Origin of the sequence: Streptomyces canus 299MFChir4.1 (assembly GCF_000383615.1) — a bacterium.
Lineage (GTDB): Bacteria > Actinomycetota > Actinomycetes > Streptomycetales > Streptomycetaceae > Streptomyces > Streptomyces canus_C.
Genome location: NZ_KB911582.1, coordinates 114,451 through 132,426, shown reverse-complemented (window position 1 = coordinate 132,426; position 17,976 = coordinate 114,451). Strand labels below are relative to the sequence as shown.

The window sequence follows — 17,976 nt, the reverse complement described above, 5'->3', positions numbered from 1 at the left end:
CCTGGGCGTCCAGGCCGGTCAGGCCGGTCAGTTCTTCGTGCGGAACTTGTGGATGGCGTACGGGGCCGCCACCGCGGTGATCGCCGCCGACCAGCCGAGCGTGACCCACAGGTCGTGCGCGACCGGACCGCCCACCATCAGTCCGCGGGCCGCGTCGGCGAGCGTGGACAGCGGGTTGTAGTCGGTGAAGTGCTGGAGCCAGCCCGGCATCGAGTTCGTCGGCGCGAAGATCGACGAGCCGAACTGGAGCGGGAACAGCACCAGGAAGCCCATCGCCTGCACGGACTGCGCGTTCTTCAGGATCACGCCCAGGGTGAGGAACACCCACATGATCGAGGAGGCGAACACGGCGGACAGACCGACCGCCGCGAACAGACCGCCCCAGTGGTGGATGTCGAAGCCCACCAGAACGGCGACGATCATCAGCACGGTGGTCGCGAACAGCATCCGCAGCAGTTCCACCGAGATCTTCGCGAACAGCACCGAGCCGCGCCCGATCGGAAGCGACCGGAAACGGTCCATGACACCGGAGTTGAAGTCCTGGCTGAAGCCGGTGCCGACGCCCTGGGACAGGGTCATGCTCATCATCGCGATCATGCCCGGGATGACGTACTGGACGTATCCGTCCTGCCCGCCGCCCAGGGCCTGGCCGATCGAGCCGCCGAAGACGTAGACGAACAGCAGGGTGAAGACGACCGGCATCAGGATGGCGTCGAACATCGACTCCGGGTCCTGGCGGATCCAGAGCAGGTTGCGTCGGATGAGGGCGCCGGTGTGGCGCAGATGGCCGCGCAGCGGAATCCGGGCGTCGGCGTCGATCGGGGTTGCGGTTGCGGTTGCGGCGCTCATACGGCGACCTCCTCGCGGGTGTCGGTGGGGACGGTGTCCTGCGGGGCACTGGCGCGGTGGCCGGTGAGGGACAGGAACACCTCGTCCAGGCTGGGCAGTTCGGTGGTGATGGAGGAGAGCGTGATGCCGCGCGCGGTGACCGCGCCGACCACGGCGGTCAGCTGCTCGTCGCTGAGGATCGGGACGATGACGGCGCCGCTCTCGGTGTCCACGGTGGAGGTGGCGAGCCCGGTGATGCCGAGCTCGTCGATCCACCCGGCGAGCGGCTGGAGCTCCAGCGGATCCACGGGCCGTACCCGCAGCGAGCGTCCGCCGACCTTCGCCTTGAGCTCCTCGATGGCGCCGGCGGCGATGACCTTGCCGTGGTCCACGACGGTCAGCTCGGAGGCGAGCTGCTCGGCCTCCTCCATGTACTGGGTGGTCAGCAGGACGGTGACCCCGCCCCCGACCATCCGCTTGACCTCGTCCCACACCTCGTTGCGGGTGCGGGGGTCGAGACCGGTGGTGGGCTCGTCCAGGAAGAGCACCTGGGGCCGCCCGATCATCGAGGCGGCGAGGTCGAGCCGCCGCCGCATACCGCCCGAGTAGGTGCTCGCCGGCCGCTTCGCGGCATCCGTCAGTGAGAACCGCTCAAGCAGCTCGTCGGCCCGGGTGCGGGCCTCCTTGCGGGGCAGGTCGAGCAGCCGCCCGATCATGTACAGGTTCTCCCAGCCCGGCAGCTTCTCGTCCACCGAGGCGTACTGCCCGGTGAGCCCGATCACCCGCCGCAGCTGGCGGGGCTGGCGCACGGCGTCGTAACCGGCGACGGTGGCCTGCCCGGCGTCGGGGGTGATGAGGGTGGACAGAATGCGTACGAGGGTGGTCTTACCGGCGCCGTTCGGCCCGAGCACACCCATCACGGTGCCCTCGCGCACATCCAGGTCGACGCCGTCCAGCGCCTTGGTCTCGCCGTAGTGCTTGACCAGCCCCCGCACGGAAACGGCGGAGTCCCCGCTCTTGGGGTTCTTGTCGATTCGCGTCATACCGAGGACAGTGCCAGCCCCCACCGACAAACCACCGACAGGCCGCCTACAGGGAACTACAGGCCGCCGACAGACCGAAAAGAAGGGGCGCCCGGTGTTCACCGGACGCCCCCCTCGTCGTACGACCGCTCAGTACCGCACGGCCTCCGCCTGCTCCGGCACATGCGAGGCGACCACGCGCTCCCGGCCGGCCGGGGCGCCCACGCGCCGCCGGTCCACGATCGCCGCCACCGTCGCGACGCCGAGGCCGAGGACGGCCAGGGCGGCGCCCGTCAGGGCCGGGGAGGTCGCGCCGAGGCCCGCGGCCAGGGCGAGGCCGCCGATCCAGGCGCCGCCGGCGTTGGCGAGGTTGAAGGCGGCCTGGTTGGCGGAGGAGGCCAGGGAGGGGGCGGCCGAGGCCTTCTCCATGACCATCAGCTGGAGCGGGGAGCCGGTGACGAAGGCCGCCGTGCCCAGCAGCACGACCGCCGTCGCCGCGGTCCACTGCGTCGACATCAGGACCGGGAACAGGGCCAGGACGACGACCAGCGAGGTCAGGCCGCAGAACAGGGTGCCGCGCAGCGAGTGGTCGGCGAGGCGTCCGCCGATCAGGTTGCCGGCCGTCGCGCCCACGCCGAACAGGGCGAGCAGCAGCGTCACGCTGGAGTCGGCGTAGCCGGCCGCGTCCGTGAGCATCGGCGTGATGTAGCTGTACGCGGAGAACAGCGCGCCGAAGCCCGCGACCGTGGTGCCGAGGGCGAGCCAGACGGGCACCGACTTCAGGGCGACCAGTTCGCGGCGCAGGCCCACCGCCGGGGCGTGCGCGTGGTCGTGCGGGATGAGGAGCGCCAGGGAGACTATCGCCGCCAGGCCGATCGCGCTGACGCCGAGGAAGGTCGCCCGCCAGCCCAGGTGCTGGCCCATGAGGGTGGCGACGGGGACGCCCGCGATGTTGGCGAGGGTCAGGCCGAGGAACATCAGGGAGACCGAGCGGGCCTTGCGTTCCGGTGCCACCATGCCGGTGGCGACGACCGCGCCCACCCCGAAGAAGGCACCGTGCGGCAGACCGCTCAGGAAGCGGGCCGCGAGCAGCCAGTGCTCGCCGGGGGCGAGGGCGGAGAGCGCGTTGCCGGCCACGAACAGTCCCATCAGGCCGATGAGGACCTTGCGACGGGACATCCGGGCGGTGACCGCGGCGAGCAGCGGGGCGCCGATCACCACGCCCAGCGCGTACGCCGAGACCAGGTGGCCCGCGGTGGGGATGGAGATGCCCAGGTCGTCCGCGACATCGGGCAGCAGGCCCATCATCACGAATTCGGTGGTGCCGAGACCAAAAGCGCCGACGGCCAGAGCGAGCAGGGCCAAGGGCATGAAGAGCCGAGCCTTTCAGGGGAGAGCGGAGTTCGGTACGAGTGTATGTTCAAGTGCGGAACAAACGCGCCCGGGCCCGCTATTCCAAAGGCCTCCGCGGGTTACGAAGAGGTGGTGAGGCTCACTCGGGCCGCCACCGGCAGATGGTCGCTGCCGGTCTCGGGCAGGGTCCACGAACGCACCGGCTTCACGCCCTGCACCATGATCTGGTCGATCCGTGCCATCGGGAACGACGCCGGCCAGCTGAACCCGAAGCCGCTGCCCGCCGCGCCCTGCGTGGAGCGCATCTGGGAGGTGACGGCGTTGAGCGCGCGGTCGTTCATCGTGCCGTTGAGGTCGCCGAGCAGGATCTTGCGGGGGAGCCTGTCGTCGGCGATGGCCTCGCCCAGCGCGTCGGCGCTCTTGTCGCGCTGCCGGGCGGTGAACCCGGCCTCCATCTTCACCCGGACGGACGGCAGGTGGGCGACGTAGACCGCGACCTGACCGTCCGGGGCGGTCACCGTGGCCCGCATGGCCCGGGTCCAGCCCAGCTTGATGTCGACGGCCTTCACGCCGGTCAGCGGGTCCTTGCTCCACAGCCCCACGGTGCCCTCGACCGCGTGGTACCGGTACGTCGACGCCAGTGCCTTCTCGTACACCGGCACCGCCGAGGCGGTCAGCTCCTCCAGGGCCACCACGTCCGCGCCGGAGGCGGCCACGTCCCGGGCGGTGCCGGACGGGTCGGCGTTGTCGGCGTTGACGTTGTGGGTGGCCACCGTGAGGTCGCCGCCGGTGGCGGACTTGACGGAGAGCAGCCCGCCGAAGAGGTTCAGCCACACGGCCGCCGGCAGCAGCACCGCGATCAGCGCGATCGCGGACCTGCGGAGGAAACCGAGCAGGAGCAGCACCGGCACGAACAGGCCGAGCCAGGGCAGGAAGGTCTCCGTGAGACTGCCGAGGTTGCCGATCTTGTTCGGGATCTGCGCGTGCATCAGCATCACCAGGGCGACGAGCACCGCGAGGACGGCCAGCACGGCACCGCGGCGCCAGACGCGGCGGTCACCGCGCCAGCCGGAGAGCGGACGGCCGAGCAGGCGCCGGAACCGGTCTCTGCGGCGCTCGGGTCCCGAGCCGCCGTCCGCCGTCTCCGTCACGTATGCCTGCTGCGCCATACCGTCGCCTCACTACCTGCCGTGCACACCGTTCGCCCCGTTGCCGCGGGGTGTCAGAACCCCGTACGACCCTAGGGGATGATCGGCTTCCACCTCGTCGTCCCATGACGACCGTACGGGGGCGATGACGTACAAGTCGCCTTTCCGAGTTCCTCGTCCAGGGGGTGAAAGCGCCCTCTGTGACGAAACGCGCACACTAGGAACTGACGGGGCGTAGGCCTTCGAGGACGGTGTCGACGATCTGTTCGGACAGGCCCTCCGGCAGGGCGGCGTTGGGCTGCATGATGGTGCGGAACAGCATGGGTCCGATGATCAGGTCGTTGAGCAGCTCGACGTCGATGTCCGTGCGCAGCTCGCCGTTGGCCTGTCCCCGGCGCAGGATGTCGACCTGCTTGCGGCGCCGGGGCGCGACGACGATCGCGTGGTACGCGTCCCAGACCCTCGGACTGCTCTTCATCTGGGCGAAGACACTGTGCAGCAGCGCCGAGGACCGGGTCATCAGCCCGCGCTGCCGCAACTGCTCCAGCAGGGCCACGAGATCGTCGCGCATCGAGGTGCCGGGCAGTTCCGCGTCCGGCGGCTCGGCGGTGCGCACGACGTCGACGAAGAGCTCCTCCTTGCCGTTCCAGCGGCGGTAGATGGTGGCCTTGCCGACGCCCGCGGTCCGGGCGATGCGCTCGATGGACAGCTCGGCGAGCGGCACGCCGTCCTCCAGCAGCGTGATGACGGCCTCGATGATGGACCGCTCCACGGCCTCGCTGCGGGGCCGGCCCCGCACGGCCCCCGTCTGCCTGGACTGACTCTCGGCGAGGCCGCTCACGTCGCTGGGTCCTCTCTGTGCGTATGAAGTGATTATCCCTGCTCTATGGCGGTGCGGGGGAGCGGTGTCCGGCCGTCGCCGGCCGGGCACCGCCGCGCCGGTTCACTCGCCCGCGGGAACCAACTCCTGTTCCTCCTGGCCCGGCTGACGTTCCGCCGGGCGCCCCGGCAGGTAGAGCGCCACCACGAGGGCGCCGACCAGGGCCACGCCCGCTCCCCACAGCGCGGTGACGTGCATCGCGTGCAGGAAGGCGTCGTTGGCCGGGCCGACCAGGGCGTCGCCCCGGGGGCCGAGCTTCGCGGCGACGCCGAGCGTGGCCTCGATGGACTCGCCCGCGGTGTGCCGTACGCCCGGCGGAACCGCCCCGAGGTGGGACTCGATGCCGCTGCGGTAGGCCGTGGAGAGCACCGAACCGAGGACGGCGATGCCGAGCGCGCCACCGACCTGCCGGAAGGTGTTGCTGAGCGCGGACGCGGAGCCGGCCTTCTCGCGCGGCAGGGCCTGCATGATGACGACACTGGTCGGCGTCATGATGTGCGCCATGCCGGTGCCCATGAGGAAGAAGATCACCTCAAGGAGCCAGATCGGCGTGTCCGCCTCCAGCGCGGCGAACGCGCACAGCATCGCGGCGATCAGCAGCATGCCCCCGGTGGTCGTCGCCCGGTTGCCGAAGCGGTCGACGACCAGCCGGGCACGCGGCGCGAAGATCAGCTGCGCGGCGGCGAGCGGCAGCATCAGCAGACCGGTCTGCAGCGGCGAGTAGCCCCGCACGCTCTGGGTGTAGAAGACCGAGAAGAAGGTCACGCCCATCAGCGCGAAGAACACCAGCCCTATGGCGCCGATCGCGGCCGAGAACACCTTGTTCTTGAAGTAGGTGACGTCGATCGACGGGTGGTCGCTGCGCTTCTCGAAGACCACGAAGGCGACGAGCACGGCGAGACCGGCACCGATGGTGGCCAGTACGGTCGCGTCGGTGAAGTCGGCGAGCTGGCCGCCCTTGATGATGCCGTAGACGAGCAGGACCAGTCCGATGACGGACAGCACGACACCGACGGGGTCGATCCGGCCCGGGTTCGGGTCGCGGGAGTCCGGCACCAGCCACAGCATCAGCCCGAGGGCGAGCACCACGATCGGCACGTTGATGAGGAAGACCGAGCCCCACCAGAAGTGGTCGAGGAGCACTCCGCCGGTGATCGGCCCGATGGCGATGGCGAGACCGACGCCGCCCGCCCAGATGCCGATGGCCTTGGGCTGCTCCTCGCGCTCGAAGACGTTCATCAGGACCGCGAGCGTGGCCGGCATGACGAACGCCGCGCCGAGGCCCATCAGCGCGCGGAAGGCGATCAGCTGGTCCGGCGAGCCGGAGAACGCGGCGAGGGCGGAACCGGCACCGAACACGACCAGGCCGCCCAGCAGCACCTTCTTGCGGCCGAGCCGGTCGCCGAGCAGGCCCGCGGTGAACAGGAGCCCGGCGAAGACCAGGGTGTAGGCGTTGATCGCCCACTCCAGCTCGCTCTGGGTGGCGCCCAGGCCGGTCGGCGCGGGGGTCGAGATCGTCTTGATCGCGACGTTCAGGATCGAGTTGTCGAGCACCACGATCAGCAGGCTCAGCATCAGTACGCCGAGGATCGCCCAGCGGCGCCGGTGCACCGCCTCCGGTACCCGGGAGTCAGGGGCTGCGGTAGTCATGCGTCGAGAATAGCCCCATTACGATACGGCACCGTCTCGTATCGTTAATTATTTACCCAGCTCTTACTCACCCGGGTGCCCGCCCGAGCCGTGCCTGAACGGTCACACCGACCACCTCTGGCCCTGACTGGCACGAGGTGCCACCATGGAGGTGGTCCGGGGACGCCGTGAGGGCGCCTCGAGATGACGTAAGGAGCCGTTGCAATGACGCAGCTTTCGGCTGCCCACTCCAAGCCCTCCGACGGCAGCAAGGCGCTGTACGGGGGGAAGGGCACGCGCCGCATCACGGTCCGGGACATCGCCCTCGCCAAGGAACGCGGCGAGAAGTGGCCCATGCTCACCGCCTACGACGCGACGACCGCCGCCGTCTTCGACGAGGCCGGCATCCCCGTGCTGCTCGTCGGTGACTCGGCGGGCAACTGCCATCTCGGGTACGAGACCACCGTGCCCGTCACCATGGACGAGATGACCATGCTGTCGGCGGCCGTCGTACGGGGCACCTCGCGCGCCCTGATCGTCGGCGACCTGCCCTTCGGCTCGTACCAGGAGGGCCCGGTGCAGGCGCTGCGCTCGGCGACCCGGCTGGTCAAGGAGGCGGGCGTCGGCGCCGTGAAGCTGGAGGGCGGCGAGCGCTCCCACGAGCAGATCCGCCTGCTCGTCGAGTCCGGCATCCCGGTCATGGCCCACATCGGTCTGACCCCCCAGTCCGTCAACGCCATGGGCTACCGCGTCCAGGGCCGCGGCGAGGAGGCGGCCCAGCAGCTGCTGCGCGACGCGAAGGCCGTCCAGGACGCGGGCGCGTTCGCCGTCGTCCTGGAGCTGGTCCCGGCGGAGCTCGCGGCCGAGGTCACCCGGGTCCTGCACATCCCGACGGTCGGCATCGGCGCGGGCCCCGAGACCGACGCGCAGGTCCTCGTCTGGACCGACATGCTCGGCCTCACCGGCGGGCGGGTCCCGAAGTTCGTCAAGCAGTACGCCAACCTGCGCGAGGTGATGTCCGGCGCGGTCAAGGCCTTCGCGGAGGACGTCGTCGGCGGAACGTTCCCGCTGGAGGAGCACTCCGTCCACTAGGGCCGACGGCCCGTCAGAGCCACAGCGGCACCACAGCGCCCCGCCGATCTTCCCCCGTCGGCGGGGCGCTCTCCTCCACGGCCTGGTGCGAACGTGGCCTCTGCCGCGCGACGCCCGGCACGCCGAGAGCACGCACCGAACGCCGCGCGGCCGCGCACCGGGCGACGAGGCCACCTTCCCAACAGGCCCTAGTCGAACCGCTCCAGATCCCGCAGCCAGGCCCGCGCCGAACTGTCCGACGGTGCCCGCCAGTCGCCGCGCGGCGACAGCGAACCGCCCGCCGACACCTTCGGCCCGTTCGGCATGGCCGAGCGCTTGAACTGCGCGAACGCGAAGAAGCGCTTGCAGAACACCTCCAGCCACCGCCGGATCTCCGGCAGGTCGTACGTCACGCGCTTGGCCTCGGGGAAGTTCGGTGGCCAGTCACCGGTCTTCTCGTCGTGCCAGGCGTGCCACGCCAGGAAGGCGATCTTCGACGGCCGGAAGCCGTAGCGCAGGACGTGGAAGAGCGTGAAGTCGTGCAGCGCGTACGGACCGATCTTGGACTCGGTGGACTGCAACTCCTCACCCGGCACCAGCTCCGGGCTGATCTCGGTGTCGAGGATCGCGGCGAGGATGTCACCGGTCTCCTCGTCGAACTGCTCGCTGCTGATGACCCAGCGGATCAGATGCTGCATCAGCGTCTTCGGCACGCCCGAGTTGACGTTGTAGTGGCTCATCTGGTCGCCCACGCCGTACGTGGACCAGCCGAGCGCCAGCTCGGAGAGGTCGCCGGTGCCGAGCACGATGCCACCGCGCTGGTTGGCCAGCCGGAACAGGTAGTCGGTGCGCAGGCCCGCCTGGACGTTCTCAAAGGTGACGTCGTACACCGGCTCGCCGGAGGCGAAGGGATGGCCCATCTCCTGGAGCATCAGCCGCGCGGTCGGCGTGATGTCCAGCTCGGACGCGGTGACGCCGAGGGCCCGCATCAGCTTGTGGGCGTTGCCCTTGGTGTGGTCGCTGGTGGCGAAGCCGGGCAGCGTCCAGGCCAGGATGTCGCTGCGCGGGCGGCCCGCGCGGTCCATCGCGCGGGCGGCGACGATCAGCGCGTGGGTGGAGTCCAGACCGCCGGAGACACCGATGACCACCTTCGGGCCGCCGATCGCCGCGAGCCGCTGCTGGAGCCCGGCGACCTGGATGTTGTAGGCCTCGTAGCAGTCCTGGGCGAGCCGCTCGGCGTCGGCCGGCACGAACGGGAAGCGCTCCAGACGGCGTTTGAGACCCAGGTCGCCCGCGGGCGGGTCGAGTTCGAAGGACACCGTCCGGAAGTCACCGGTGCGCGTCCGATGGGTCCGCCGGTTCTCGTCGAACGTGCCCATCCGCATCCGCTCCTGCCGCAGCAGGTCCAGGTCGACGTCGGCCACCGCGTACTCGTCGCCCAGCGGGAAGCGCTCGGTCTCGGCCAGCAGCACGCCGTTCTCGTAGACCATGGCCTGGCCGTCCCAGGACAGGTCGGTGGTCGACTCGCCGAGCCCGGCCGCCGCGTAGACGTACGCGGCGAGGCAGCGCGAGGACGCGGAGCGGCACAGCAGCTTGCGGTCCTCGGCCCGGCCGACCGTGATCGGGCTGCCGGAGAGGTTGACCAGCACGGTCGCGCCGGCGAGGGCGGCCTCCGCGCTGGGCGGCACCGGCACCCACATGTCCTCGCAGATCTCCGCGTGCAGCACGAGGCCGGGGACGTCGGCGGCCTCGAACAGCAGGTCCACGCCGAACGGCACGCTCGCACCGCCGACCCGGATCGACCCGCCGCGCTCGTCGGCGCCGTCGCCGATCTGCCGACGCTCGTAGAACTCACGGTAGTTGGGCGGGTACGACTTCGGTACGACACCGAGGACCCGGCCGCGGTGCACGATCACCGCGCAGTTGTAGACCCGGTTGCGGTGGCGCAGCGGGGCCCCGACGACCAGCACCGGGAGCAGGTCGGCCGACCCGGCGACCACCTCCCCGAGCGCCTTCTCGACCTCGTCGAGCAGCGCGTCCTGGAGAAGCAGGTCCTCGATGGAGTAGCCGCACAGCCCCAGCTCCGGGAAGACGGCGACCGCGACCCCCTCCTCGGAGCACCGGCGCGCGTGACGCAGTACCGCTTCGGCGTTGGCGGGCGGGTCCGCGATGACGGTGTGCCCCGTACACGCCGCGACGCGTGCGAACCCGTGCTGATAGATGGACCAGAAGTTCGAGGCAGTCACAGGATCAGTGTAATCGTCAGAGCGACGCTATAGGAGTTGAGGGGGGCCGGACCCTACGCTTGCCCTCTATAAGCGGCATGAACGGCATGAGAGGCATCGCAGGCATGAGCGGTTCAAGCGGTGACAGCCCGGACCGTACGGCGGGATGGGGCTGGTTCCTTGCCTGGCTCCTCGTGGGAGCGTGCGGCGGCATCGGCCTCGCGGCGCTCCTGACGGTGGGCGCGGTCTTCGTCGTACTCGCGGTGGCGGCGGCGGTGTTGCTGCTCCGCAAGGGGCCTCGACACGCTGTCGTGGGCGCCGTCTCGGGGCTGGCTCTGCCGCTGTTCTACCTCGCCTACCTGAACCGGGGCGGTCCGGGAGAGGTGTGCCACGCGGTGACCGGCGGGCAGAGCTGCACCGAGGAGTACACGCCGGTGCCGTTCCTCGTCGCCGGGGCTCTCCTGCTGGCAGTGGGGCTCGTGCTGCACGCGATGGCCGGCCGCCACGGGAGCACGGACCCCATGGCGCGAAGGTAGGCGGGACACGCGCCGGGGCCCGGCCCCGAAGGTTCTCGCCTTCGGGACCGGGCCCCTGTGGGACGTACGTCCGGTCAGTGCCGGCCGAACGACCGCACGTAACCGTTCGCGGGCGTACCCACGCCCGTCACGTCGTCGTAGCCCTTGACCGCGGACAGCGAGCTGTCCTTGCCGAGGCTGCGGACCGAGGTGCTCAACCCACCACTGGCGTCAGAGCCGTTGACGAAGTCGATGCGCGCCACCGCGAGTCCGGAGCCCGTCGGGTTGTCCGTGACGTCGTGGTACACGCGGGACCCGTACTTGGAGTAGATCGACGGGTTGGCGAACCCGAGCGCCTTGCCGCCGCTCGCCTGCTGCGCCAGCGCCTGCACTGCCGCGATCACCGGCGAGGCCAGCGAGGTGCCGCCGATGCGGTACTCGCTGTACTGCTGCGAGCCGTCGGGGAAGGTCTGCGTCTGACCCACCAGGAAACCGGTGTTCGGGTCGGCGATCGCGGAGATGTCCGGGACGACACGGTTGCCGGCGGCGTTGTTGGCCGTGGCGAGCGCGTTCGGGACGACACCCTTCTGGTAGAAGGGCTCGGCGACCGTCTTGCTGGTGCCGCCGCCCGCGCCCGAGGTGAACGCGCCGGGGAAGTTGGTCCAGCTCTTGCCGTCCGCGGACAGCGCGGCCTTCTCGGTGCCCCAGCCGGTCTCCCACAGGTACTTGTCGCCCTTGCCGACGGCGAGGGAGGTACCGCCGACCGCCGTCACCCACGCCGAGTTGGCCGGGGTGTCGACCTGCTTCGTACCGGTGTTGGCGACCTCGTCGCCGTTGTCTCCGGAGGAGAAGTAGAAGCCGATGCCCTCGACCGCGCCGAACTGGAAGACCTGGTCGTAGGCGGCCGCGAGGTCCGGCGTCTGGTTGGCCTCGATGTCGCCCCAGGAGTTGGAGACGATGTCGGCCAGGTGGTTGTCGACGACCTTGCTGAGCGAGTCGAGCAGATCGTCGTCGTAACAGGACGCGGCACCCACGTACGTGATGTTCGCGTCCGGCGCCACCGCGTGCACGGCCTCGACGTCGAGGGTCTCCTCGCCGTACCAGCCGGCCGCCCCGCACTCCTCGGTCTTCGTGTAGTTCTTCGGCAGGACCTGCTTGAGCTGGCCGCTGTTGTAGGCGGCGTCGCCGTTCTTCTTCGCGTAGGTGGCAGCGTCGAAGGCGATGGTCGGGGAGGCGTAGGCGTCGGTGATGGCGACGCGCACTCCCTTGCCGGTGTACGTGCCCGCGCCGTAGGCGGCGCGCAGCTGCTTGCCGGTGTAGCCCTTGATCGCGTACGGGATCTTCGAGCCGTACGCCTCGGGCAGCGTGCTCGCGATTTTCGAGCCGTAGTACGAGGAGAACGGCCCGGAGTTCTTGAACACGGCGTCAGGCGGCGGCAGTTGTTCCTTGCTGCTGGCCTTGTGCGGCGCGTTGTCCAGGCCGGTGACGGTCAGGACGGCACCGTCGAGGCCGGCCGGCGCGGAGGCGGCCTTGGCCGGGGCGCGGTAGGTCTTCGAGCCCTTGACGTAGTTGTGCAGCTGGGTACCGAAGGCCTTCTCGGCGGCGGCCACGTCACCGGTGACGGAGACGTAGTGCTGCGAGACGCCGGTGACCTTCAGGCCCGCCGACTCCAGCCAGGACTTCACCGCGGCGACCTGCGCCTTGGTCGCGCCGAAGCGGGCCTGTGCCTGCTTCGCGCTCAGGTACCGGCCGTACGAGGCCGAGGTCGGGTCGGACACCGACTTCGCGTAGGCGGCGAGGCCGGCGGCGTCCTTGCCGGCGAGGTAGACCCGGGCGGAGACCTGGGAACTGTCCGAGGTGGCGCCCTTGTCGGCCTTGGCCGTGGCCCACGCGGGCTTGGTCCCCGCCAGCGTGTCACGGTTCGGGCTGTCCGCGGCGTGGGCCGCGGGTATACCGAGCGCCAGCGCGCCCGCGAGCATCGGCAGTGTCGCCGCCATGCTCACCCCGGCGCGGAGTTTGGCGCGGTTGGATCTCATGGAACCCCCTGGATGCGGTTCGTCGCGAGTGATCACTCGACGGTGTGGCCACTCTTGCGACGAACCGTTCATGCGAGGGGAATGCGCATGCCAAGAAGAACCCAATTAACCTAATGGAAAAGGCTAATTCGAGGGTTAACCCTCTATCATCGCGGCTTCGCGCCCCGCTCCTTGAGCATCGACGCCATCAGGTCGATCTCCGAGCGCTGCGCGGCGACCATCCCCTGTGCGAGCCGCTTCTCCACACCGACCTCGCACTTGTCCACGCAGCCCTTCGCCATGTGGATACCGCCCTGGTGATGGTCCGTCATCAACTGGAGATAGAAGATCTCGGCCTGCTTGCCGTTCAGCGTGCCCAGCTTCTTCATCTCGCTGTCGGTCGCCATGCCCGGCATCAGCGAGCCCTCACCGGCCGACGGCATGTCACCCATGCCCATCCACGTCATCGGCGGATCCGCCGACACCTTCGGCAGCCCCCACAGATCCAGCCAGCCCAGCAGCATGCCGCGCTGGTTGGCCTGCGTCTGCGCGATGTCGTAGGCGAGCCGCCGCACCTCGACGTCCTTGGTGCGGTCGCGCACGATGTACGACATCTCGACGGCCTGCTGGTGGTGCACGGCCATGTCGCGCGCGAAACCGGCGTCCGCGGACCCGGCTGCCGGGGTGCCGCCCGATCCGTCGTCCTCGGCCACGGCGTAGGTGATCGCGCCGGCCGCGACGAGCACGCCCGCCACGGCCACGGCCACTCCCGCGAACCTCACTGCCCCAGACCGCCCGTGCACGCCGCGCCCGGCTCGGGCGTCTGCTCGCCCTGCACGAACTTCTCGAAGAACTTGTCGACGTTCGGGTCCTTCGCCCCCGTCACGGTCCGCTGGTGGCCCCACGCCGACAGCATGATCGGGTCCTTCTGCGTGTCGTCCGGACTCATCAGCGTGTACGGCGTCTTCTTCACCTTCGCCGCGAGCGCGTCCACGTCGGCCTTCTGGGCCTTGCTGGTGTACGTCACCCAGACCGCGCCGTGCTCCAGCGAGTGCACGGCGTTCATGTTGTTGAGCGCCTTGGTGTAGACGTCACCGTTGCAGTTCATCCAGACCTGGTTGTGGTCGCCGCCGACCGGGGGCTCCATCGGGTAGCTCACGGTCTTGACGACGTGGTTGCGGCCCAGCGTGCCCTTCCAGGTCCGCACACCGTCCGAGCCCGTGACGAAGTGCCCCTTGCCGTTGCCCTTGCCGTCGGCCGCCGTGCTGTCGTCGGACTGCGACTGCACCAGCACGATGGCGCCGGCGACCAGACCGGCGACGACGACCGCGCTGGCGGCGATGGTGAGGATCCGGTTGCGGCGCTCCCGGGACTGCTCGGCGCGCCGCATCTCCTCTATGCGCGCCTTGCGTGCCGTGGCGGTGCTCTTCTTGGCGGAACCCATGAGGTGTGTCCTTCTGGGGGAAAGGGGCGGGACGGATGGTGACGAGCGGTCCGCTGATCGTAGTGGGGCCGGGGTGGTTGCTCGTAGGGCGCCCACAGGAAACCGGGGCGTGCGGTGAGACGGGGTGGGCCGGGCATTACGTATGTCAGTCCGAGCAGGCAAGATGGGCGGCAGAGCAGTACATCCACCGGACGTGAGGCGTTCACTCCCGGGTCGCCGGGACGATCAAGGTCGGCAACGCGTACGAAACGCTGTTGTGGTGTGATGCTCAGGTGCCCGACCGCCTCCTGCGGGACACGGAGACAGGCGGCCTGACCAGCAAGGATGGGGAAGCGGAAGATGGACAAGCAGCAGGAGTTCGTGCTCCGGACCTTGGAGGAGCGCGACATCCGGTTCGTACGCCTGTGGTTCACGGACGTGCTGGGCTTCCTCAAGTCCGTCGCGGTGGCCCCGGCAGAGCTCGAACAGGCCTTCGATGAGGGCATCGGCTTCGACGGATCGGCGATCGAGGGATTCGCCCGCGTATACGAGTCCGACATGATCGCCAAGCCGGACCCGTCGACCTTCCAGGTCCTGCCCTGGCGCGCCGAGGCCCCCGGCACGGCCCGGATGTTCTGCGACATCCTCATGCCGGACGGCAGCCCGTCCTTCGCGGACCCGCGCTACGTCCTCAAGCGCGCCCTGGCCCGCACCTCCGACCTGGGCTTCACCTTCTACACCCACCCGGAGATCGAGTTCTTCCTTCTGAAGGACCGCCCGCTGGACGGCTCACGCCCGACCCCGGCCGACAACTCCGGCTACTTCGACCACACCCCGCAGAACATCGGCATGGACTTCCGCCGCCAGGCGATCACCATGCTGGAGTCGATGGGCATCTCGGTCGAGTTCTCCCACCACGAGGGCGCCCCCGGCCAGCAGGAGATCGACCTCCGCTACGCGGACGCGCTCTCCACGGCCGACAACATCATGACGTTCCGCCTGGTCATGAAGCAGGTGGCGCTGGAGCAGGGCGTCCAGGCGACGTTCATGCCGAAGCCGTTCTCGGAGCACCCGGGAAGCGGCATGCACACCCACTTGTCGTTGTTCGAAGGCGACCGCAACGCGTTCTACGAGTCCGGCTCGGAGTACCAGCTCTCCAAGGTCGGCCGCTCCTTCATCGCGGGCCTGCTGAAGCACGCGGCGGAGATCTCCGCGGTCACCAACCAGTGGGTCAACTCCTACAAGCGCATCTGGGGCGGCACCGAGCGCACCGCCGGCGCCGGCGGCGAGGCCCCCTCCTACATCTGCTGGGGCCACAACAACCGCTCCGCCCTGGTCCGCGTCCCGATGTACAAGCCCGGCAAGACCGGCTCGGCCCGCATCGAGGTCCGCTCCCTCGACTCCGGCGCCAACCCCTACCTCGCCTACGCCCTCCTCCTGGCCGCCGGCCTCAAGGGCATCGAGGAGGGCTACGAGCTCCCGCCGGGCGCCGAGGACGACGTCTGGGCCCTGTCCAACTCCGAGCGCCGCGCCATGGGCATCGAGCCCCTGCCCCAGAACCTGGGCGAGGCCCTCACCCTGATGGAGCGCAGCGACCTGGTCGCGGAGACGCTGGGCGAGCACGTCTTCGACTTCTTCCTGCGCAACAAGCGGCAGGAGTGGGAGGAGTACCGCAGCGAGGTCACGGCCTTCGAGCTGCGGAAGAACCTGCCGGTGCTGTAGGGGCGGGTCAGAGCGGGTTTCCCGCTGTTCGACCAAGTGGGGCCGACGGTCACGGACCGTCGGCCTCACCGTGTCCTGCCGGCGCGGGAAGCCGCTCAGCGCCGCGTCTCGTACCTGGTCAGGACCACTCCGCCGGGACACGTCCGCGTCTCCACCAGGTTCAGGTTCACCCAGCTGTCCAGCGCGGTGAAGAACGGCGTGCCGCCGCCCACCAGGACCGGATGGGTGGCGATCACGTACTCGTCGATCAGACCGGCGCGCAGGGCCGCCCCGGCGAGCGTCGCGCCGCCGATGGTCATCGGGCCGCCGTCCTCGGCCTTGAGCCGGGTGATCTCGGCGATCGCGTCGCCCGTGACCAGGCGGGTGTTCCAGTCGACCTTGTCGATCGTCGAGGAGAACACCACCTTCGGCGTGTCCCGCCAGTTCCGCGCGAACGCGATCTGCGCCGGGGTGGCGCCCGGCTGCTGATCGCCGGTCGGCCAGTAGGAGCTCATCGCCTCCCACAGCTTGCGCCCGTACAGCGACAGGGCACTCGCCTGCTCGTGGTCGAGCCACCACTGGAACAGTTCGTGGCTCGACGGTCCGCTCCAACCGATGTCGTCGCCGGCCGCGGCGATGTAGCCGTCCAGTGTGAGGTTCATGCCGTAGATCAGTTTCCGCATGTCATCGCCCCCTCAAGGGCGACTACTGTTCTGCCAGTTTCGACAGAACCTTGTGCAGCGGCTCCGTCTCCCTGCGCTTGTACTCCTGGATCGCCCATCCGTTGCCGTCCGGGTCCTTGAAGTACATGAAGGTGGCGCCGTCCTGCGGGGCGAACTGGACCGGTTCGCTGACGTCCAGGCCGCGGGCGGTGAGTTCCTCGTACGCCGCCTTCGCGTCCGTCACGCACAGTTGCATGCCGTGGTACGTCCCCGGCTGCGGGGCTCCGGTCGGGACCTGGAGGCCGTCCACCAGGGCGATGGAACAGCCCGAGCCGGGCGGGGTCAGCTGGCAGATGCGGACGCCCTCCATCACCTCGCCGTCCAGATCCACGTGGAAACCGACCTTGTCGCGGTAGAACTCCTTGGCGCGGTCGACGTCCGTGACCGGCAGCAGGATGACTTCGAGGCTCATGTCCATGGCGTGACTCCCTTGTCGACGTCAGTACAGAGGGCCGTTCCGGGCCGTTCTCAGAAGCGCCACCGCGTCTGGCTGAACGGCTGTCCCTTACCGAAGCCGAAAACCGTGCGCGGCGCCACCGCATATACAACGGCGTGTCCCGGGCCGTGATGGAAGTAGCCGTCCCGCACCTCGAAGTGCCAGAAGTCGCCGTACTTCGCCTCCCAGGCGGCGGCCAGCTCGCGCAGCCTCGCGTCGTCGGAGACCCGCACCGCCTCGCCCTCCACCACCAGGTCGTAGCCCATGTCCCAGATGTTGGTGCCGGTCGTCAGCGTCACGTGCGGGTTGCGCGCGAGGTTCTTCGCCTTGCGCTCCTCGGGGCCGGTGCAGAAGTGCAGCGCCCCATGAACCCACACGGCCGGCAACGGCGTGACGTGCGGGCGCCCGTCCGGCCGTACCGTCGAGATCCAGAACAACTCGGCGGAGGCCATCAGCGACTCCGCGTGGGCCCAGGCGTGCGCCGTCGCGTCCGGGTCGCTGTAGCGCGCGTCGAGGTGGGTCTCGGGTTCCTTCTCGGTCATCACATCGCCTCCGGCTCGGGGAACACCCGGCCCACCGCGGCGGTCCGGCTCGGACACTCCCAGTCTGCCCAAGGCGTACCCCGAATGCGGGAGGAGAAGACGATCCGCTCGGGGACGGGGACGGGGACGGGGACGGGGACGGGGACGGGGACGGGGACGGCGGCGGCGGGGACGGGACGGAGACGGGCCACGGTCCGGCCGGAGCCCGCCCCCTCCCACCTCGCCCACCCCCGACCCCGGCCTCGCGTCCGCCCTGCGCCCTACCCGAGGGCCTCCGTCCGCGTGTCCTGCGCCCTACCCCCGGCCCCGGCCTCCGTCCGCGTGCGCCCTACGCCCCGCTGCCGCCCGGGCCTCGCCCCTGCCTGACCCCCCCGTGTGGGTTCTGCGTCCCACGCTCGCCCAGGCCCTCGCCCGTGCCTCACTTCCCGGGCCCGGCTCCGTGTGGGTTCTGCGTCCCACGCTCGCC

The 17,976-nt window shown here is 69.9% G+C and carries 17 protein-coding genes; 3 read left to right on the top strand and 14 right to left on the bottom strand.

Translation table 11 applies throughout. The features are described 5' to 3' along the window. Positions 1–27 precede the first annotated feature (27 nt). The 6 genes from H293_RS0100590 to H293_RS0100565 all read right to left on the bottom strand — a co-directional run bounded on the left by H293_RS0100590 (position 28) and on the right by H293_RS0100565 (position 6,881). Positions 28–849 carry an ABC transporter permease gene (locus tag H293_RS0100590; RefSeq protein WP_020115938.1) on the bottom strand — a complete coding sequence of 274 codons (822 nt, stop codon included), beginning with the start codon at positions 847–849 and terminating at the stop codon, positions 28–30. Beyond that, positions 846–1,871, bottom strand: coding sequence for an ATP-binding cassette domain-containing protein (locus tag H293_RS0100585; protein WP_020115937.1), 1,026 nt, complete (start codon positions 1,869–1,871; stop codon positions 846–848). Before H293_RS0100585 ends, H293_RS0100590 begins: the two co-directional genes overlap by 4 nt. A gap of 129 nt (positions 1,872–2,000) precedes the next feature. Beyond that, the gene (locus H293_RS0100580) at positions 2,001–3,221 is read right to left on the bottom strand and encodes an MFS transporter (protein WP_020115936.1); all 1,221 of its coding nucleotides are present in this window, start codon (positions 3,219–3,221) and stop codon (positions 2,001–2,003) included. A 101-nt stretch (positions 3,222–3,322) separates the two neighbouring features. After that, on the bottom strand, positions 3,323–4,372 hold the full coding sequence (locus tag H293_RS0100575) for an endonuclease/exonuclease/phosphatase family protein (RefSeq protein ID WP_020115935.1): 1,050 nt from the start codon (positions 4,370–4,372) through the stop codon (positions 3,323–3,325). Between the two features lie 196 nt (positions 4,373–4,568). After that, the gene (locus H293_RS0100570) at positions 4,569–5,192 is read right to left on the bottom strand and encodes a TetR/AcrR family transcriptional regulator (protein ID WP_020115934.1); all 624 of its coding nucleotides are present in this window, start codon (positions 5,190–5,192) and stop codon (positions 4,569–4,571) included. A 102-nt stretch (positions 5,193–5,294) separates the two neighbouring features. Continuing rightward, positions 5,295–6,881, bottom strand: a complete 1,587-nt coding sequence (locus tag H293_RS0100565; RefSeq protein WP_051138047.1) for an MFS transporter — start codon at positions 6,879–6,881, stop codon at positions 5,295–5,297. 204 nt (positions 6,882–7,085) lie between these two features. On the opposite strand from H293_RS0100565, the gene panB reads away from it, so the two are divergent. Then, a complete protein-coding gene (panB, locus tag H293_RS0100560; RefSeq protein ID WP_020115932.1) occupies positions 7,086–7,952 on the top strand; it encodes a 3-methyl-2-oxobutanoate hydroxymethyltransferase in 867 nt (288 codons plus the stop codon). A gap of 188 nt (positions 7,953–8,140) precedes the next feature. On the opposite strand, the gene H293_RS0100555 is transcribed toward panB, so the two are convergent. Continuing rightward, complete coding sequence (locus tag H293_RS0100555; RefSeq protein ID WP_020115931.1) at positions 8,141–10,177, bottom strand: NAD(+) synthase; 2,037 nt, start codon at positions 10,175–10,177, stop codon at positions 8,141–8,143. 86 nt (positions 10,178–10,263) lie between these two features. Here H293_RS0100555 and H293_RS0100550 point away from each other — a divergent pair, with 86 nt between their 5' ends. Continuing rightward, complete coding sequence (locus H293_RS0100550; protein WP_259294397.1) at positions 10,264–10,692, top strand: hypothetical protein; 429 nt, start codon at positions 10,264–10,266, stop codon at positions 10,690–10,692. A gap of 74 nt (positions 10,693–10,766) precedes the next feature. On the opposite strand, the gene H293_RS0100545 is transcribed toward H293_RS0100550, so the two are convergent. The 3 genes from H293_RS0100545 to H293_RS0100535 form a co-directional block, all read right to left on the bottom strand. Then, positions 10,767–12,707: a S53 family peptidase gene (locus H293_RS0100545; protein ID WP_033415090.1), complete on the bottom strand. Its 1,941-nt coding sequence runs from the start codon at positions 12,705–12,707 to the stop codon at positions 10,767–10,769. Positions 12,708–12,853: 146 nt separating this feature from the next. Continuing rightward, complete coding sequence (locus tag H293_RS0100540) at positions 12,854–13,453, bottom strand: DUF305 domain-containing protein (protein ID WP_020115928.1); 600 nt, start codon at positions 13,451–13,453, stop codon at positions 12,854–12,856. Positions 13,454–13,464: 11 nt separating this feature from the next. Further along, positions 13,465–14,130 (bottom strand): DUF3105 domain-containing protein, encoded by a 666-nt coding sequence (locus H293_RS0100535; protein ID WP_020115927.1) that lies wholly within the window; start codon positions 14,128–14,130, stop codon positions 13,465–13,467. Positions 14,131–14,469: 339 nt separating this feature from the next. Between H293_RS0100535 and glnA the strand changes: the two genes are divergently transcribed. Next, a complete protein-coding gene (gene glnA, locus H293_RS0100530; RefSeq protein WP_028807424.1) occupies positions 14,470–15,831 on the top strand; it encodes a type I glutamate--ammonia ligase in 1,362 nt (453 codons plus the stop codon). Between the two features lie 95 nt (positions 15,832–15,926). Here the strand turns inward: glnA and H293_RS0100525 are convergent, their stop codons facing one another. The 4 genes from H293_RS0100525 to H293_RS59645 are packed head-to-tail and all read right to left on the bottom strand — an operon-like array spanning position 15,927 to position 17,701. After that, positions 15,927–16,493, bottom strand: coding sequence for a dihydrofolate reductase family protein (locus H293_RS0100525; RefSeq protein WP_020115925.1), 567 nt, complete (start codon positions 16,491–16,493; stop codon positions 15,927–15,929). Positions 16,494–16,515: 22 nt separating this feature from the next. Further along, a complete protein-coding gene (locus tag H293_RS0100520; protein WP_020115924.1) occupies positions 16,516–16,950 on the bottom strand; it encodes a VOC family protein in 435 nt (144 codons plus the stop codon). Positions 16,951–17,000: 50 nt separating this feature from the next. After that, positions 17,001–17,510 (bottom strand): pyridoxamine 5'-phosphate oxidase family protein, encoded by a 510-nt coding sequence (locus H293_RS0100515; RefSeq protein WP_020115923.1) that lies wholly within the window; start codon positions 17,508–17,510, stop codon positions 17,001–17,003. Next, the gene (locus H293_RS59645; RefSeq protein WP_213083772.1) at positions 17,510–17,701 is read right to left on the bottom strand and encodes a hypothetical protein; all 192 of its coding nucleotides are present in this window, start codon (positions 17,699–17,701) and stop codon (positions 17,510–17,512) included. The genes H293_RS0100515 and H293_RS59645 overlap by 1 nt, the downstream gene beginning before the upstream one ends. Positions 17,702–17,976 lie beyond the last annotated feature (275 nt).

Excerpts from the sequence above, each read along its gene's own strand:
- H293_RS0100590 (WP_020115938.1), bottom strand. The coding sequence starts at position 849 with ATGAGCGCCGCAACCGCAACCGCAACCCCGATCGACGCCGACGCCCGG.
- H293_RS0100585 (WP_020115937.1), bottom strand. The coding sequence starts at position 1,871 with ATGACGCGAATCGACAAGAACCCCAAGAGCGGGGACTCCGCCGTTTCC.
- H293_RS0100580 (WP_020115936.1), bottom strand. The coding sequence starts at position 3,221 with ATGCCCTTGGCCCTGCTCGCTCTGGCCGTCGGCGCTTTTGGTCTCGGC.
- H293_RS0100575 (WP_020115935.1), bottom strand. The coding sequence starts at position 4,372 with ATGGCGCAGCAGGCATACGTGACGGAGACGGCGGACGGCGGCTCGGGA.
- H293_RS0100565 (WP_051138047.1), bottom strand. The coding sequence starts at position 6,881 with ATGACTACCGCAGCCCCTGACTCCCGGGTACCGGAGGCGGTGCACCGG.
- panB (WP_020115932.1), top strand. The coding sequence starts at position 7,086 with ATGACGCAGCTTTCGGCTGCCCACTCCAAGCCCTCCGACGGCAGCAAG.
- H293_RS0100550 (WP_259294397.1), top strand. The coding sequence starts at position 10,264 with ATGAGAGGCATCGCAGGCATGAGCGGTTCAAGCGGTGACAGCCCGGAC.
- H293_RS0100545 (WP_033415090.1), bottom strand. The coding sequence starts at position 12,707 with ATGAGATCCAACCGCGCCAAACTCCGCGCCGGGGTGAGCATGGCGGCG.
- H293_RS0100535 (WP_020115927.1), bottom strand. The coding sequence starts at position 14,130 with ATGGGTTCCGCCAAGAAGAGCACCGCCACGGCACGCAAGGCGCGCATA.
- glnA (WP_028807424.1), top strand. The coding sequence starts at position 14,470 with ATGGACAAGCAGCAGGAGTTCGTGCTCCGGACCTTGGAGGAGCGCGAC.
- H293_RS0100525 (WP_020115925.1), bottom strand. The coding sequence starts at position 16,493 with ATGCGGAAACTGATCTACGGCATGAACCTCACACTGGACGGCTACATC.
- H293_RS0100520 (WP_020115924.1), bottom strand. The coding sequence starts at position 16,950 with ATGGACATGAGCCTCGAAGTCATCCTGCTGCCGGTCACGGACGTCGAC.
- H293_RS0100515 (WP_020115923.1), bottom strand. The coding sequence starts at position 17,510 with ATGACCGAGAAGGAACCCGAGACCCACCTCGACGCGCGCTACAGCGAC.